The following is a 16,438-nucleotide window of genomic DNA, read 5'->3' as shown; positions in this document are numbered from 1 at the left end:
CGTCGGGGAACAACGGCGGTAACCAGAACAACCAGGCGTCGGGGAACAACGGCGGTAACCAGAACAACCAGGCGTCGGGGAACACTGGGGGTAACCAGAACAACCAGGCGTCGGGGAACACCGGCGGTAACCAGAACAACCAGGCGTCCGGCCGTGGTGGTGTGAACCAGAACAACCAGGCGTCCGGCCGTGGTGGTGTGAACCAGAACAACCAGGCGTCCGGCCGTGGTGGCGGTAACCAGAACAACCAGGCGTCGGGCAGGACTGGCGGTAACCAGAACAACCAGGCGTCGGGCCGTCGTGGTGGTGTGAACCAGAACAACCAGGCGTCGGGCAGAACTGGCGGTAACCAGAACAACCAGGCGTCGGGCAGGACTGGTGTGAACCAGAACAACCAGGCGTCGGGCAGGACTGGTGTGAACCAGAACAACCAGGCGTCCGGGAGGTAGCGGCCTCTGCGCCGACCCGCTTCGGCAAAGCGAACTCGCCACGCAGGACAGTGGCGAGTTCGCGGGCGCAGGTCCGAGCACGCACGCCGCGGGTCACAATCGGTGGGTTACATCGGTCCGGCCGTACCCCCGCACCCGTCGCAGTTCGCAGACCTAACGTCCGCCTCCGCGGGGTGACTGCTGCTGCAGTCCGGCCACGAGCCGGCACAGCCGCTGTGTGGGACGGAGTCCCAACTCGTTGCGCAGACGTCGGGCATAGCGTTCGAAGTGGTCCAGTGCCTCGGACAGGTTGCCTTCCGCGAGGTGGGCACGGATCAACGAGACCTGGCTGGTCTCCCGCAGTGGATCTGCCTGCACAGCCGTATGAGCGGCCGTCACCGCGCCGGCGAACTGCTCGGCGTCGATGAGTTCTCCCGCCAGTTTCTCCAGGGCGTGGAGCCGGAGCTGGTGCCATGTCTCCGCTTCCAGCAAGGCCCACTCGTCGTACCACCCGGGCAGCAGGTCGGCGGAGAGCTGGTCCACGGTGGCCGCGTTGAGGACGAGGTCCTCGGCCGGCACGCGGGGGTCGAGTATGCGTTGGGCCAGCGACCGGGCGTGGTACAGGTCGACGGTGACCTCCCGCGCGAGGCGCACCTCGCCGGGAGAGACGTCCAGCGCCTTCCGGCCGACGTCGTGCAGACGGGTCAGCGCCGCCCGAAGGTTCGTGTGCGCCTTCTGCTCGGAGGCTTCTGGCCAAAGGCTTCCGGCGATCAAGGCTCGGGGGACGGAGGCGCGGTGATTGAGCGCGATGAAGGCCAGAAGTCGCTTGGAGCCGACTGGGGCTGTCACCGGGACATCGTCGACAACGAGGTCGAAACCACCAAGGAGAGCTATGCGTACGGATGGCCGGCTCTTCGCGGTCTCAGAAAGGGCAGCGAGATCATCTGAGCTCATAGCTGTGTGATCGCTCGGGATCGGTCGAACCGGGCGCCCGCGGACTGGCGGCGCCGCAATCGCCTAAGGATCCGCGATCCTCACACCTCCCAACAGGACCATGCTGCTCCGCCCGCCGGGGATTGTCTAACCGTCGCCACACGCGTGCGGTGCCCGTGAGCCGACGGCGTCTGACCAGGGAAGACCACCGGGGTTTACGATCCGCAACCGCACCGTCACGGGTTGTCTCCCCCTGCGGAAAGGCCCCGTGCCCCTCGCCGCACCCACCCATCACCGCCCAGCGGCAACGAAGCACCTCGGCTCGTACGGCGGTTCGCCGGGCCGGGCGTGCCCGAAAGCCCCGGGTGACGAAAACGGAAACACACGACGGGCCGACACGCCGGCGGCCTTCTCGGCCGCGAGGAGTGAGCAGCCCGTCGGGCGGGCCGTGAGCGTCGTAGCCGTGGGAGAGGCACGTGGGGGAGGGCCTGCCCCAGTGCCAAACTTGCCTTCCTGGTCACACTCGAACGGGGCGGAGAACATGACGGTGTGGGGGCTGGTCGTCGAGACGACCAGGAGTGTCGGCGAGCGGAAGCACATCGAGGCCGACGTGGTCGCGCACGTCCACGGAACCCGGGCCGAGGCGCTCGCGGAGTTGGAGCGGCGGGCTCGGAGCTATTCGCCCGAGCATCCCAGAAGCCCCAGGCGCCGTCGGCTTCTTCGGGACGGCGACGGGTTCCTGCTCGTCGTCGACGGGATGTGGCAGTCGTTCGCCACCCGGTTCACGGTGGCCGAACTGCTGGAGGACTCAGCCGCGCCCGTCGCCGTCCCGGCACCCGCGCGGGAAACGAGTGAGTCTGCCGCGCCGCAGGACGAGCCGGTCGGGCAGGACGAACCGGCCGGGTGGTACGACGACGGAGTGCCGGTCAAGCCGGCGTGGTGGGGACGCGACGACCTGCCGTGAGCGCTGGTCACGGACGTGACCAGCGCCTCCGCGGTGTCTCCCGACCGCCCCGGTCGGCGCCGCCCCGGCGGGTGCGGGCATCGGCGTGGCGGCCTCGGGCGAGGAACTGCCGGTCCTCATCTCTCGACGGCCCTGGTCATCCTCGACTCGGACTGCAGGCCCGTTCGTGCACCGTCGGCAGTGTCCGGCACAGGGGCGCCCCGTGACCGATTGAGGCATGGCTGACCAACTCCCGTTCCTCCTACGATGGAAGCCACCGTCGGGGGAGGGTGGACGTGACGAACAGCACGCCGCAGGGGGCCGGGCGCCGGCTGGAGAACGCGATCGCCTGGGCGGTCCGGAACCTGGACGGGGTCGTCGCCATCGGCGTCGCCCTCGTCGTCGGGCTCATGGACGTCCTCAACCAGAACATGGACGACAACATCGTCTCCGGCGCCACCCTGCTCGTCCTCGCGGCGCTCGTGTACGGCACGCTCACCGAGCGCCGCCGGCGGGTCGCCGACATCCGCGCCGCGACCGCGGGGACCGGCCGCGCCATCGAGGACCTGGCGATGGTGCGCACGCTCTCCGGCGCCGAGGTCGCGCTCGCGCACGAGCGGGCCCGGCGCGCCACCACCCGCTGGGTGTTCAAGGGCGGCACCGGCACCTATCTGCGCGCCGTGACCCTCCCCGAGTGCGTGCTGGAGGCACAGCGGCAGCGGCGCTCCCTCAGCATGAAGATCGACATCATCAACCCGGCCGACGACCACGCGTGCGCCGCCTACGCCCGCTTCCGCAGTACCTTCGGCTCCGGCGGCGACTTCGGCGAGTGGACCGTCCAGCGCACCCGCAAGGAGGCGTACGCGACCGTCGTCGCCGCGAGCTGGCACCGGCAGCGACTGGACACCCTGGAGATCGACGTCCACCTGTCCTCGGTCGCACCGGCCCTGCGTTTCGACCTCTCCGACACGTGCCTCATCATCACCCAGGACGACCCCAGCCGGGTCAGCCTCTACGTGGCGCGGGACCGGCCCCTCTACGACTACTACGTCACCGAGCTGCACCAGAGCCGCGAGCAGGCCGTCAAGCTCGACCTGCGCGAGGCCGTCCCGCTCGCCGACGAGCCGACCGTGGACGAGGTCAGACGCCTGCTGGACCGGCTCGGCCTGCCACTGCCGCCGAGCTTCACCGACCGTGACGTCGGCGACATCATCGACAAGGCGCTGCGCGCGGAGAACCCGTACCGCAGGTGAGCGTCGTGTTCCGGCCAAGGGGGGAAGGAACATGGACTACCCGGCCCTGGAACGGGCCGCCCGGCGACACGCCACCGCCGAGCTGTTACGGCACGCCGTGTCGGAACTGGACCGGATCGTCTCCGGCAGCCGCGCCCTGCGCGCGGTACGGCACCCGCTCGGTTTCGTCTGCCTGCCGGTCCTGCGCGACGGCACGGACGGCGTCTGCGTCCACGTCTTCGGCACACCGGAGGCCGAACCGGACCGGACCGTGCCCCAGGTGCACTGCCACAGCTGGGACCTGACCAGCACCGTGCTGTACGGACGGCTGGACAACCGGCGCATGGACGTCGACGACGAGACCGGAGACCCCACCCACCGCGTCTTCGAGGTGCTCAGCGATCCGTCCGGCGTCGACGAACTCCGGCCCACCGAGCGCCTGGTGCGCTGTCGGGCCGGCGCCGAACAGACCAGCGCCCGGGGCCAGAGCTATGCCCTCCCGGCGGGTGAATTCCACACCAGCGTGGTGCCGGACGGCCGCCCCACCGCCACCCTGGTCCTGGGCCGGACCCTGCCCGGCCGGCCGGACCTCTCCCTGGGGCCGCTGTCCACCCCGGGACACCGCATGGTCCGCCGGACGTGCGACGCGACCCAGACCGCCCGGATCGCTCGGGCCGCCCTCAGGAGGATCCATGAGCCCGAACCGTGACCACTGGTCCTCCGAGCGCCGTACGGCCGTGGCCGCCGCCGAGGAGGCCGGAGCGCTGCTGCGGTCCCGCTTCCCGGACGGCTTCGCCGCCCGGCAGAAGGGCGAACTCGGCGACGTCGTCACCGACTTGGACGTGGCGGCCGAACAACTGGTGGTCGGCCGGATCCGCGAGCGCTTCCCGCACGACCGGATCCTCGCCGAGGAGGCGGGGGAACTCGCCGGGGACGGCGGCGGCCGAACCTGGCTGGTCGATCCGCTCGACGGCAGCAACAACGTGGTGATCGGGCTCGCCGTCTACGTCGTCGGGATCGCGCTGTGCGTCGACGACACGCCGGTGGTGGGGGTCGTCCACGATCCGATGACCGGCCGTACCTGGTCCGCGCTGCGCGGTGGTGGGGCCCATGGCCCGGGCGGACGGCTCCCCTCCAGTGCCGTCGGCCGTCCGCTCTCCTCGGCCGGCCCCCTGCTGGCCTGGACCCAGGGCCACGGCGTCTCCCGCGACGACGCCGTGGCCTGCGCCCTGAGGCACACCCTCGAACTCCGCTCCCGGCGCCTGCTCCAGCTCTGGGCACCCCTGGTGGCGTGGGCGATGCTGGCCCGTGGCGACATCGACGGCTTCGTGGGCTACCGCGCGGAGGCGATCGACCTCCCCGCGGGTGCGTTGCTCGCCCGCGAGGCCGGTATCGCCCTACGGCACCTCGACGGCGCCGAGTTCGGGGGCGGGTTCGGCGGTCCCGACACCGGGCGCTCGTTCGTCGCCGGGCGCCCGGAGCTGCTCCCGGACCTTCTCGACCTGGTCAGCCCTTTCTCTCCCGGCACCGGGGACAGGCGCACGGCGGAAACCGTCCCGACAGGTCGAGCGGTGCCGCGTTCTTCGGCGGACGGTACGTCACCTTCGGCCCCCACGTCCGACCACCGTCCCGGGAGACCCTCAGCGTGAGGTACACCCCGACGAAGCCGTCTTCCTGGTCTTGCATGCCAACGCCTTTCACTTTCCGTGGCGATTCATGCACAGAGTGATGTGGCGGAAAGTACCTTCGGTAGATGACCGAGCGTGACAACCGGGTCTGCACCAGGGGGAGTTGCACAGGTGGCCATCGAGGACAATCCGCGTTCGCGGTTGGAGTACGGGCAGGAGCTGAAGCGGAGGAGGGAGGCGGCGGGGCTCACCCAGGAGGAACTGAGCCAACGTGTCGTGATGTCCCGCACGCACATCGCCCACATCGAGGCGGGGCGCCGACGGCCGGACGTGGAGGACGCGCGGCGGTTGGACCGGGAGCTGGGCGGGGACGGGTTCTTCGTACGGTTCCTGCCGACGCTGGATGGCAAGCAGGTGGCCGAGCACTTCGCGGAGGCGCTGGAGTTCGAAGGGCAAGCGATTGAGATCCGGGAGTACGCTCCCAAGTTGGTGCCCGGCATTCTTCAGACACCGGCGTACGCCCGTGAGGTGCTCAGTTCGGGTGCCTCTCCCAAGACGGCCGAGGAACGTGACGAGCTTCTCGCCACACGGCTCGGGCGCGCTCGCATCCTGGACAACTTCCGCTCACCCAAGGTGTGGACGCTGCTTGACGAGGCGGTCCTGCGTCGGAAGATCGGCGGTGCGGAGGTGATGTGCGAGCAGCTCCGTCACATTGCGAGTTTGGGGGAGAGCCTCCGCATCCGCGTGCACGTTCTGCCCTTCTCGGTCGGCTACCACGCCCTGCTGGAGGGCTTTGTCTCGCTCATGTGGTTCGAGGATCTCCCGCCCACTGCCTATGCGGAGGGCTTGAAGTCCGGCCGGATACTGGAACTCCCGTCCGTGGTCCGCGAATGCCAGGTGGCTTACGATCACGCGTTGGGCGACGCGCTGTCGCACCGTAAGTCCCTGGCGCTGATCAGGTCGGTTGCGGAGGATTACGAGCATGAAAGAACTGACAGGTTGGCGTAAGTCGAGCTACAGCGGCGGCAGCAGCGGCGACTGCCTCGAAGTGAACGACACCCCCGCCCCCACTCACGTCCCCGTCCGCGACAGCAAGCACCCCACCGGCCCCACCGTCGTCTTCACGGCACCGGCCTGGTCGGCGTTCGTCGGTGCCGTGAAGGCGAACTAGCGCGTCAAAGCCAGCGCAGCCACTGCCGCCCCCACCGCGCACGCGGCCAGTACCGCACCGGTCCCCGTCAACCGGGTGACCGGCACCCGGACCCCGTACGCGTGGCAGCGCTCGTACCACAGCAGCGTCGCCAGGGACGCCCACGGCGTGATCACCGGCCCGGCGTTCGTACCCACGAGCAGGGCCAGGAGCTGGTCGTGGTTGCCCAGGGGAACCGCCGCCTCGCCGGCCAGGTACACCGGGAGGTTGTTGAGGGCGTTGGACAGACCGCCGCCGACCGCCGCCGCGCGGAACATGCCGAGCGCGCCGCCGTCGGCTCCCACCGCCGAGGCCAGCAGGTGGTGCAGCCCGTGCGCGTCGAACGTCTCGACCACCAGGAACATGCCGGGCACCATCACCAGCAGCTGCCAGGGGACGAGCGACACGCGGATCGCGGACCGGTCGCGGACCGCGAACGCCGCCACGGCGACCAGCGCCGCCGTCCCGGACGCCATCCACAGCGGTACGTCGGCCACCAGGATGGCGAGGAGGAAGCCGCCGCAGGCCAGCGCGCACGCGCGGAAGAGCACCGGGTCGGCAGGCCGGTGCACGGCGGGCGGCGCATAGCGGTCGGCGGCATCCGCACGGACGTCGTCCGCACGCGCCGCGCCCGGCCCCGACACCGGCACGGCCGCCATCAGACCGGACCCGTCCACAACAGGCCCCCCACGCCGCCCCCGGCGCCAGAAGAACAGCCACAAACAAGCCATCGTCACGGCGAGCGCGGCGAGTTGCGGCGCCCACATCCGCCCGGCCAGCCCCAGCGGGGACAGCGCGACCCGGTCGGCGGCCAGCAGGTTCGTCAGGTTGGACACGGGCAGGAGGAGGCTCGCCGTGTTGGCCAGCCACACCGTGGTCATGGCCAGCGGCACCGGCGCGATGCCCACCCGGGAGGCGAGCGCCAGCATCACCGGTGTCAGCAGGACCGCCGTCGTGTCCAGGTTCAGGGCGATCGTGGTCACCGAGGCGAAGGCCACGCACAGCAGGAACAGCAGCGGGTAGCTGCCCCTGCCCGCCCGCGCCACCCGCGCCGCCACCACGTCGAACACCTCGGCCCTGCTGGTCAGTTCCGCCAGCACGATCACCGTGCCCAGGAACGCCAGCAGCGGGGCGATGCGCGTCATCGCGTCGGATGCGGAACCGGTGGGCAGCAACCCGGTGGCCACACACAGCGATCCGGTCGCCAGCAGACCGATCGCCACCCGGTCGAGCACATGCAGACGCAGCAATAAGGCACGCACGGTTGGAAGGGTCGCACACCTGTGCGCCGCTGTGACCGGGGCGCCGTCGAACGCGTGGAAACGACCGGTATCAACCTCTCTTTTCACGGCATCATCAATACATGGTGGCTCGTCAGAACATCCCGGGGGACACCGGGCCATTGGACTTCTTCATCAGCTACTCGCCGGCCGACGAACGCTGGGCGTCCTGGATCGCCTGGACCCTGGAGGAGGCCGGGTACCGCACGGTCCTGCAGGCCTGGGACTTCGTGCCGGGCACGAACTTCGTCGACTTCATGGACCGGGGCGTGAGCGAGTCCGCCGCCGTCATCGCCGTTCTCTCGCGGAACTACGAGCGCTCCCGGTACGGGCGGATGGAGTGGCAGGCCGCGCTGCGCGCCGACCCCGATGCGCCGGAGCGGCGGCTGATCACCGTGCGGGTCGAGGACATCCCCGTGGAGGGGCTGCTCGCCACCATCACGTACGTCGACCTGGTGCCCGTCGCCGATCCGGCGGCGGCTCGGGAACTGCTCCTCGCCCGAGTCCGGCAGGCCCTCGACGGGCGGGCGCGGCCCAGCCTGCCGCCCGGATACCCGGGCGCGAACGGCCGTCCCGTGGCGGCCACCCCGGCCGTCCCGAGCCCCGGCCGGCCGCTCGGCGGACCCGGGTGGGCCGGGCGCCGCAGACCGGCGGCGGCGCCGTCGTACCCGCGGGTGTCCGGCGAGGTGCGGGAGCGGGAGGCGGTCACCGTGCTCCAGCTGGCCGGCCCCGCCTTCGGCAGGGGGCAGGACCCCGCCGAGCTGCAGGCCGCCATCTGGGGCGACCTCGTCGAGCTGACCGACGCGGGGGCGCCCTCGCCCGACCTGCTGGTCGTCACCGGGGACCTGACCGCCTCCGGCAGCCGGCGCGAGTTCGAGCAGGCCCTCGCCTTCCTCACCGGGATGCGTGCCCTGCTCGGGCTCGAACCGCACCGGGTCGCCCTCGTCCCGGGCGGCCAGGACGTCAACCTGGCCGCCTGTCAGGCCTACTTCAGCACCTGCGAGGCCGACGAGATGCCGCCCCGGCCGCCGTACTGGCCCAAGTGGCGGCACTTCGCCCGGCTGTTCCGGGAGCTGTACCAGGGGCTCGACGTCGTCTTCGACAGCGACCAGCCGTGGACGCTCTTCCCCGTGCCGGAACTGCACACCGTGGTCGCCGGTCTCAACTCGTCCATGGCGTACAGCCATCGGCGCGACGACCAGTACGGGATGGTGGGGCGCGAGCAGGCTGCCTGGTTCGCGCAGGCCCTGCGGCCGCACGAGACCGAGGGATGGCTGCGGATCGGCGTCGTGCGGCACTCGCCCGGCGCCGCACGGCCCGCCGCCGGCGTGCGCCGGGCCGGTGCGCCGGGCACCGCCGCCCTGGACGGGGCCGGCCCGCTGCGCGACACCGACGTGCTGACCCGGCTGACCGCGCCCCGGCTGCATCTGCTGCTGCACGGCCCGGCCGACCCCGGCGCGCTGCCCGCCCTGACCACCGGGGCCGGTGAGGTGCCGGTGATCGGCGCGACCGGGCCCGGCGGGCACCAGCTGGTGCGGGTCGGCCGCGACGGACTGTCCGTCTGGCAGGGGCCGGGGGAGCCGCGGCGGCGGGCGCTCCAGTGGCGGCGGGCCGATCGGGCCTTCGGGCCGGAAGCCGCACCCCCCGACGACGACAACGGCGGACCCGCTCTCCCCGACCCCGAGCCGCGTGCCGTGCAGACCCCCGCCGAGATCCTGCTGGCGCGGGTCGCCGAGGTCTGCCGCACCCGGCACGAGGGCGCCCAGATCCGCCCGGTGGACGGGCCGGTGCCGCAACTGCTCGTCACCTGGACCCAGTCCGGTTTCGTCCGGCAGCAGCGGGTGGCCGTCCACAGCGGCACCCCGGACGCGCAGGACGTCGACCGGTTCGTGGCCCTCGTGCACGCCGCCGACGCCGAGACCGAGGCCGAACTCGTCCACGACGGTCCGCCGCCCGACCGCGAACTGCGCGACGCGGCCCGCCGCCGGGGCGTGCGGGTGCGCAGCTTCACCGAGTTCCAGGGACTGCTGGACCTGCGCGGCTATGTCGCCGGGCAGAGCGAGCGGCTGCGCACCGACCCCCGCTATCCCCCGGGCATGTATCTGCCGCAGCGGTACCGGGAGGTGGAGCGCCTCGACGCCGAGGACCGCGACGGGCTGGTCGACGAGATGCTCCGGCTGCTCGACTCCGACCAGGGCCGCTTCCTGCTGCTGCTCGGCGACTTCGGGCACGGCAAGACCTTCGCGCTGCGCGAGCTGGCCCGCCGCATCCCGGCCGAACTGCCGCACCTGGTCCCGCTGTTGATCGAACTGCACGCACTCGACCGGGCCTACTCCTTCGAGGGACTCGTCGCCGCGCACCTCGCCGCGCACGGCGTCGACAACATCGACCTGCGCGCCTTCCGGTACATGCTCCAGCAGGGCCGGATCGTGCTGCTCTTCGACGGCTTCGACGAACTCGTCAACCAGGTCACCTACGACCGCGCCGCCGAACGCCTCCAGGTGCTGCTGGACTCCGCCGTGGACAGCGCCAAGATCGTGATCTCCAGCCGCACCCAGCACTTCCGCTCCCAGGGCCAGGTGCTGACCGCCCTCGGCGAACGCGTCGGGCTGCTCCCGCACCGCCGGGTGCTGGCCGTCCAGGAGTTCACCCCTCAGCAGATCCGCGCCTACCTGGTCAACCGCTACGACGGCGACGACCGCGCCGCCGAGCGCCGCATCCGGCTGCTGGACGCCATCCCCGACCTGCTCGCCCTGTGCCGCAACCCCCGGCTGCTCGGCTTCGTCGCGGACCTCGACGACGACCGGTTGCGCGCGGTCGCCGGCGCCGGGCGCGCCCTCAGCCCCGCCGGGCTGTACCAGGAGGTGCTCACGGCCTGGCTCGGCTTCGAGGCGCAGCGCGGCAGCGGCGGCCCCGGCCGGGGGCCCGGGCTGTCCCTGGACCAGCTGTGGGACGCGGTCACCGCGCTCGCCCTGCGGCTGTGGGAGAGCGGGCAGGACGCGCTGCGGCTGGACGAGCTGACCGATGTCGCCGAGACCCTCACCGGGCTCGCCGAGACCCGGCTGTCGGTGCCGCAGACCGCGCACGCCATCGGCTCCGGCAGTCTGCTGGTGCGCAGCGACGACGGCGTGTTCCGGTTCATCCACGGTTCGGTGGTGGAGTGGCTGGTCGCGAGGGAGTGCGGCCGTCGGCTCACCGACGGCGACAGTACCCTGCTGAGCCGGCGCCAACTCAGTCAGCTGGCGGTCGAGTTCCTCTGTGACCTCGCCGACCACCGGCTCTGCCAGGCGTGGGCCGAGCGGGAGCTGTCCGGCACGGCCGCGGACACCTCTGCGGACGCCGCCCGCGCCAACGCCGTGAAGATCCTCAGCCGGCTCCGGGTGCCCGCCCACACCGATCTGCGCGGTGCCGCCCTGGCCGGCGAGGACCTGTCCCACCGCGACTTCTCCGGCGTCGACCTCACCCGCGCCGACCTCACCGACGCCCGGCTGGTCGGCGCCAACCTCTCCGGTGCCGTCCTGCGCGGCGCCCGGCTGACCGGCGCCCGGCTCGACGGCGCCGATCTGACCGGCGCCGACCTGCGCGGCGCCGACCTCAGACGGGCCCGGCTGATCGGCACCGACCTGACCGGCGCCCGGGTGGACGGTGGCCGGTGGCGGCGGGCGGCGCTGATCTCGGCGACCACCGGGCCCCTGGCCACGAGCCCCGAGCTGGCCACCGCCGCGCTCGCGCCCGGCATGGCCGTCGACTCCGGCTTCCGGCCCGCCGCGGTCGGGGTGCCGTACGGGTTCAGCAGCCGCACCCGGCTGCCCGAGCCCATCTCCTACAGTCCCGACGGCGAACTGCTCGCCGTGGGCAGCGAGGACGGCGGCGTCCTGGTCGCCGATGTCGCGACCGGCCTCCCGCTGCGCACCCTGCAGGGCCACACCGGCCGGGTCTACGCGGTCAAGTTCCGCGAACGGGTGCTGGCCACCGGCAGCGCCGACGGCACCGTACGGCTGTGGGACCCCGTCTCCGGGCGCTGTCTGCGCCGGCTGGAGATCCACCCGAAGGGCGTCTGGCCAGTCGTCCTCGACGCCGAGGGGCTGCTGCTGGCCACCGGGGACGCCGACGGCGTGGTCACCGTCTGGGACACGGCATCCGGTGCCGCGCTGCACCGGCTGCCCGGACACACCGGGCCCGTGTACACGGTGGCGTTCGCACCGGACGACGCCACCCTCGTCACCGGCGACGCGACCGCCGTCGTCCGCCTGTGGGACCTCACCACCGGCCGGCTCGCCGGTGAGCTGCCGGGACACCGCAACGCGGTGTACCGGGCGCGGTTCAGCCCGGACGGCACCCTGCTCGCCACCGGCGACCGGGGCGACGACTGGCGCGACGGCACGGTCCGTGTGTGGGACCTCGCCACCCGGACCGTGCGGCACGAGTTCACCGGCCACTCCGGGCGCGTCTACACACTGGACTTCCACCCGGGCGGCCGGTTCCTGGTCAGCGGCGACACCGACGGCGAGGTGCGGCTGTGGGACCTGGCCGCCGGGGGCTCCGCGGGGCTGCTCGGCGGCTGCAGCGGGGCCGTGTACCAGGTGCTGTTCGATCCCGACGGGACGCTGCTCGCCGCCGGGGACAGCGCCGGGGTGGTCCGGCTGTGGCGGATCGACCCGGCGGCCGACCCGGTCGCCGTGCCGCTGAACCGGCAGCCCGCAGAGCACCGTGGCTCGGTGTGGGTGTGCAAGTTCCGCCCGCACGGCGACACGCCCGCCCAGGGACCCGGCTCGCTGCTGGTGACCGGCGGCAACGACGGGGTCGTACGGCTGTGGGAGCCGGCCACCGGCCAGGGCCGGCGCATCCTGCGCGGCCACGGACGGCGCATCGGCACCCTGTCCTTCAGCGCCGACGGCTCCCTGCTGGCGGCCGGCGGCAACGACGGTGTGGTCCGGGTGTGGCACTCCGGATCCGGCCGCCGGCTGCGCGAACTGACCGGGCAGAGCGATCGGCTGGTCTCGGCGGCGTTCGGCCCCGTCGGGCCCCTGCTGGCCACCGCGAGCAGCGACGGCGACATCTATCTGTGGAACGCGGCCACCGGCGAGTACCAGCGCGAACTGGACGTCGAGACCGACCATGTGTGGGCGGAGGCGTTCAGCGCCGACGGCGAACTGCTCGCCACCGCCAACGACGACGACACGGTACGGCTGTGGTACCGGGCCACCGGGGCCCATCTCGCCGCCATCACCGAGCACTTCGGGCGGGTCCGGGCGATCGCCTTCCGCTCCGACGACGCGGTCCTGGCCACCGGCTGCGACGACCGCAAGGTGCGGATCTGGGACCGGGAGAGCCGCCGGATCACCGCCGTGCTCGACGGCCACACCGACCGGGTGTACGCCGTGGCCTTCGCCCCGGACGGCTCCTGGCTCGCCAGCGCCTCGTGGGACGGTACGGCGGTGATCTGGCGGGACGGCGCGGCCGACCACCGGCTGACCGGGCACGCTGGCAAGATCTGGACGGCCGCGGTCCACCCGGGGCGCCCCCTGCTGGCGACGGCCGGCGACGACCGGACCGTCCGGCTGTGGGACCCGGACACCGGGGCGCAGACGGCTGTGCTGACCGGCCACACCGGCCGGGTGCTCGCGGTGGCGTTCAGCCCCGACGGCTCCCTGCTGGCCAGCGGCGGCGAGGACGGCACGGTACGGCTGTGGACCGTCCCCGCCGACGCTCCCGCCTCCCTGCGGGCCACTCTCGTCGGCATGCCCGGCGGCTGGGCCGCCCTGTCCCCGTCCGGCGGCTACAAGTACGAGGGAGACGTCACCGGCGAGTTCTGGCACGCGGTCGGCATGTGCCGCTTCGAACCCGGTGAGCTGGACGGCCGTCTGCCGGGCGTACGGCGTGTCGCCCCGGACGACCCGCTGGAGTAGGGACCGGAGTGGCGACGGGGCCTTTTTGAACACGTTCAACTCTGGGCGTACGCTCCTGCCATGAGCGACAGAGCCGCCCTGCTGAAGGGCATCCGCGTCTGGTTGGTCCTCTTCGTCGTGTGCCTCGCGCTCAGCGGGGCCACCGCCTTCCCCCTGGTGCACGAACTGCGCTGGGCCGAGAGCGCGTTGCGCGCGCTGTCCGTGCCGGAGCACCTGCCGGCCCTGATGGACTGGATCGAGCGGGTGCGCGACGGACTCGACACCGCCGACGCCGAATACCCGTTCCTGCTCTACGGCACCGACTGGCTGGCCTTCGCCCACCTCGTCATCGCGGTCGCCTTCTACGGGCCGTACCGCGACCCCGTCCGCAACATCTGGGTGGTCGAGTTCGGGATGATCGCCTGCGCCGGGATCATCCCGCTCGCCCTGGTCTGCGGCCCGATCCGGGGAATCCCCTTCTGGTGGAGCCTGATCGACATGTCCTTCGGGGTCTTCGGGGTGATCCCGCTCTACGTCGTGCGGAAGAAGATCAAGCGGCTGGAGGCCCTTGCCTAGTTCCCGGACCGGCCCAGCAGCCGCCACGCCCCCGGCAGCAGGCCCGTCGCCACGGCCGCCTTCAGGGCGTCGCCCGGCAGGTAGGGCACGGCGCCCGGGACCAGCGCGCGGGACAGGGAGAGGTGCAGCGACACGCGAGGTACGGCACCCCGACCGCGTACACGCAGAGGCTGCCCAGCGCCATGGCACCGGCCGTGCGCAGCGGGCCGCGGTCGCCGCCGCGCCGGGCCAGGCCGCCGACCACGGCGGCGGCCAGGACCAGGCCGACGAGATATCCGAAGGTCGGCACGGCCGCGCCGGACGCGCCGCCGGCGAACCAGGGCATCAGTTGTCGCGCCGCATGAAATTGGGCCTCTACTCTGAACTGCTTTCCCCGCACGAGAGTAACCCGACCCGCCCCCGGGCTCTGAGGCCTCGGTCCGTGCCCCGGGACGACACCCCGGTCCCGCAGTACGCCACCCGGGCCACCCCGTCCGACGCGGCGACGGTGCCACGGCGGTCCCGGGCGTCCGCCGGGAACTAGCCGCCGTTGCGCAGGGCGTGCAGGACGTCGACGCGGTTGGTGGTGATCGAGTCGACTCCCAGGTCCAGCAGGCGGCTCATCGCGCGGCGGGTGTCCGGGGTCCACACGGACACCAGTTGGCCGTCGCGGTGGACGCGGGCCGCCAACTCCCGGTTCAGCAGGGAGAAACGGTAGTTGAGCCAGCGAGGGCGGATCGCGGCCAGCAGCGCGGGCCGGGGCGGGGCGAGGCTGGTCCAGGTCAAGGCGATCTCGGCGGCCGGGTCCGCGGCGCGGACGGTGAGCATCGCCTCGGGGCCCGCGCAGTAGTAGGCGCGCTCCTGGGCACCGCTCTGCCGGACCACGTCCATGACCCGGTCCACCATCCGCCGCTCGACCCGCCCGCACAGGTCCACCATCACCCGGCTGTCGCCGGTCGCGGCCAGCGCCTCCGCCAGCGTCGGCACCCCGCCCGCAGTGAGCCCGCGCACCTCCTCGGCGGACAGCGCGGCGAGCGGCCGGCCGAGTTCCCACAGCCGCTGGAGCGTGTCGTCGTGCAGCAGTACGGGGACGCCGTCGCGGGTGAGCCGTACGTCGACCTCGACCGCGTCCGCGCCCCGGTCGAGCGCGGAACGCAGCGAGTCGATGGTGTTCTCACGGAAGCGGTAGGGGTCGCCGCGATGAGCCACGGCGGTCACGGTCTGCATGCCCCCCATTGTGGGGTGCGTCAGGACGCGAGCCAGGTGCCGGTGTACGCGTCGATCTCCGCCGCGATCCGGGCCTTGCCGCCGGCGTCCAGGAACGAGGCCTCCACCGCGTTCTTGGCGAGGTCGGCCAGGCCCCGCTCGTCCAGGTCGAGCAGCCGGGCGGCCACCGCGTACTCGTTGTTGAGGTCGGTGCCGAACATCGGCGGGTCGTCGGAGTTGATCGTGACCAGCACCCCGGCCCGCACGAACTCCTTGATCGGGTGTTCGTCCAGGGTGCGGACCGCGCGGGTGGCGATGTTCGAGGTCGGGCAGACCTCCAGCGGGATGCGCTGCTCGACGAGATGCGCGAGCAGCTCGGGGTCCCGCGCGGAGCTGGTGCCGTGCCCTATGCGCTCGGCGCGCAGTTCGGTCAGCGCGTCCCACACCGTCTCCGGGCCGGTCGTCTCGCCGGCGTGCGGCACGGAGTGCAGACCGGCGGCGATGGCCCGGTCGAAGTACGGCTTGAACTGCGGCCGGGGCACGCCGATCTCGGGGCCGCCGAGCCCGAAGGAGACGAGTCCCTCCGGGCGGATGCGGTCGTCGGTGGCCAGGCGTGCCGTCTCCTCGGCGGACTCCAGGCCGGCCTCGCCGGGAATGTCGAAGCACCAGCGCAGCACGGTCCCGAACTCGGCCTCGGCCGCCTTGCGGGCGTCCTCGATCGCCGCCATGAAGGCCAGCTCGTCGATGCCGCGCCGGGTGGAGGAGAAGGGGGTGACGGTCAGCTCGGCGTAGCGCACCTGCTGCCGGGCCAGGTCGCGGGCCACCTCGTAGGTCAGCAGCCGGATGTCCTCGGGCGTGCGGATCAGGTCGACGACCGAAAGATACACGTCGATGAAGTGGGCGAAGTCGGTGAAGGTGAAGAACTCGGCCAGGGCCTCGGGGTCGGCGGGGACCTTGGAGTCGGGGTGGCGGGCGGCCAGTTCCGAGACGATGCGCGGGGAGGCGGAGCCGACGTGGTGAACGTGCAGTTCGGCCTTGGGCAGTCCGGCGATGAAGGTCCGCAGATCGCGGTCGGCGGTGCCGGCGGCGGGTACGGAGCTGTCGGTCATGGGGTCCTCCCCGGGAAGGGCGCCCGCGCGGCGAGGGGCGTGGCGCG

12 protein-coding genes and 2 pseudogenes are annotated in these 16,438 nt (G+C 72.4%); 9 read left to right on the top strand and 5 right to left on the bottom strand.

The window, feature by feature from the left end; all coding sequences use genetic code 11:
• Positions 1-449 (top strand): annotated as a pseudogene (locus AB0L59_RS16915) (hypothetical protein); the annotation flags it as partial.
• A gap of 153 nt (positions 450-602) precedes the next feature.
• Here AB0L59_RS16915 and AB0L59_RS16910 read toward each other — a convergent pair.
• Positions 603-1,277, bottom strand: coding sequence for a bacterial transcriptional activator domain-containing protein (locus tag AB0L59_RS16910; protein ID WP_365583796.1), 675 nt, complete (start codon positions 1,275-1,277; stop codon positions 603-605).
• 625 nt (positions 1,278-1,902) lie between these two features.
• Between AB0L59_RS16910 and AB0L59_RS16905 the strand changes: the two genes are divergently transcribed.
• The 6 genes from AB0L59_RS16905 to AB0L59_RS16880 all read left to right on the top strand — a co-directional run bounded on the left by AB0L59_RS16905 (position 1,903) and on the right by AB0L59_RS16880 (position 6,335).
• The gene (locus tag AB0L59_RS16905) at positions 1,903-2,325 is read left to right on the top strand and encodes a hypothetical protein (RefSeq protein WP_365583794.1); all 423 of its coding nucleotides are present in this window, start codon (positions 1,903-1,905) and stop codon (positions 2,323-2,325) included.
• Between the two features lie 275 nt (positions 2,326-2,600).
• Positions 2,601-3,557 carry a hypothetical protein gene (locus AB0L59_RS16900; protein ID WP_365583792.1) on the top strand — a complete coding sequence of 319 codons (957 nt, stop codon included), beginning with the start codon at positions 2,601-2,603 and terminating at the stop codon, positions 3,555-3,557.
• A 31-nt stretch (positions 3,558-3,588) separates the two neighbouring features.
• The gene (locus AB0L59_RS16895) at positions 3,589-4,245 is read left to right on the top strand and encodes a hypothetical protein (RefSeq protein ID WP_365583789.1); all 657 of its coding nucleotides are present in this window, start codon (positions 3,589-3,591) and stop codon (positions 4,243-4,245) included.
• Positions 4,229-5,185, top strand: coding sequence for an inositol monophosphatase family protein (locus AB0L59_RS16890; RefSeq protein ID WP_365583787.1), 957 nt, complete (start codon positions 4,229-4,231; stop codon positions 5,183-5,185). Before AB0L59_RS16895 ends, AB0L59_RS16890 begins: the two co-directional genes overlap by 17 nt.
• Positions 5,186-5,335: 150 nt before the next feature.
• Positions 5,336-6,172: a helix-turn-helix transcriptional regulator gene (locus tag AB0L59_RS16885; RefSeq protein WP_365583784.1), complete on the top strand. Its 837-nt coding sequence runs from the start codon at positions 5,336-5,338 to the stop codon at positions 6,170-6,172.
• The gene (locus tag AB0L59_RS16880) at positions 6,147-6,335 is read left to right on the top strand and encodes a DUF397 domain-containing protein (protein WP_365583783.1); all 189 of its coding nucleotides are present in this window, start codon (positions 6,147-6,149) and stop codon (positions 6,333-6,335) included. Before AB0L59_RS16885 ends, AB0L59_RS16880 begins: the two co-directional genes overlap by 26 nt.
• Here AB0L59_RS16880 and AB0L59_RS16875 read toward each other — a convergent pair.
• A complete protein-coding gene (locus AB0L59_RS16875; RefSeq protein WP_365583780.1) occupies positions 6,332-7,615 on the bottom strand; it encodes an SLC13 family permease in 1,284 nt (427 codons plus the stop codon). The two genes, AB0L59_RS16880 and AB0L59_RS16875, sit on opposite strands and share 4 nt — an antisense overlap.
• 101 nt (positions 7,616-7,716) lie before the next feature.
• On the opposite strand from AB0L59_RS16875, the gene AB0L59_RS16870 reads away from it, so the two are divergent.
• Both AB0L59_RS16870 and AB0L59_RS16865 read left to right on the top strand, forming a co-directional pair.
• Positions 7,717-13,542 (top strand): TIR domain-containing protein, encoded by a 5,826-nt coding sequence (locus tag AB0L59_RS16870; RefSeq protein WP_365583778.1) that lies wholly within the window; start codon positions 7,717-7,719, stop codon positions 13,540-13,542.
• Between the two features lie 60 nt (positions 13,543-13,602).
• Positions 13,603-14,097, top strand: a complete 495-nt coding sequence (locus tag AB0L59_RS16865) for a hypothetical protein (protein ID WP_365583777.1) — start codon at positions 13,603-13,605, stop codon at positions 14,095-14,097.
• Here AB0L59_RS16865 and AB0L59_RS16860 read toward each other — a convergent pair.
• The 3 genes and pseudogenes from AB0L59_RS16860 to AB0L59_RS16850 all read right to left on the bottom strand — a co-directional run.
• Positions 14,094-14,422, bottom strand: a pseudogene (locus AB0L59_RS16860) (biotin transporter BioY); the annotation flags it as partial. The gene AB0L59_RS16865 and the pseudogene AB0L59_RS16860 overlap by 4 nt on opposite strands.
• A gap of 194 nt (positions 14,423-14,616) precedes the next feature.
• A complete protein-coding gene (locus AB0L59_RS16855) occupies positions 14,617-15,303 on the bottom strand; it encodes a glycerophosphodiester phosphodiesterase (RefSeq protein ID WP_365583774.1) in 687 nt (228 codons plus the stop codon).
• Between the two features lie 20 nt (positions 15,304-15,323).
• Positions 15,324-16,391, bottom strand: a complete 1,068-nt coding sequence (locus AB0L59_RS16850) for an adenosine deaminase (protein ID WP_365583772.1) — start codon at positions 16,389-16,391, stop codon at positions 15,324-15,326.
• Between the last annotated feature and the right edge of the window lie 47 nt (positions 16,392-16,438).

Origin of the sequence: Streptomyces sp. NPDC052109 (assembly GCF_040680195.1) — a bacterium.
GTDB lineage: Bacteria > Actinomycetota > Actinomycetes > Streptomycetales > Streptomycetaceae > Streptomyces.
Note: the sequence above shows the minus strand (reverse complement) of the source record. Positions and strands in the feature narration are given on the sequence as shown.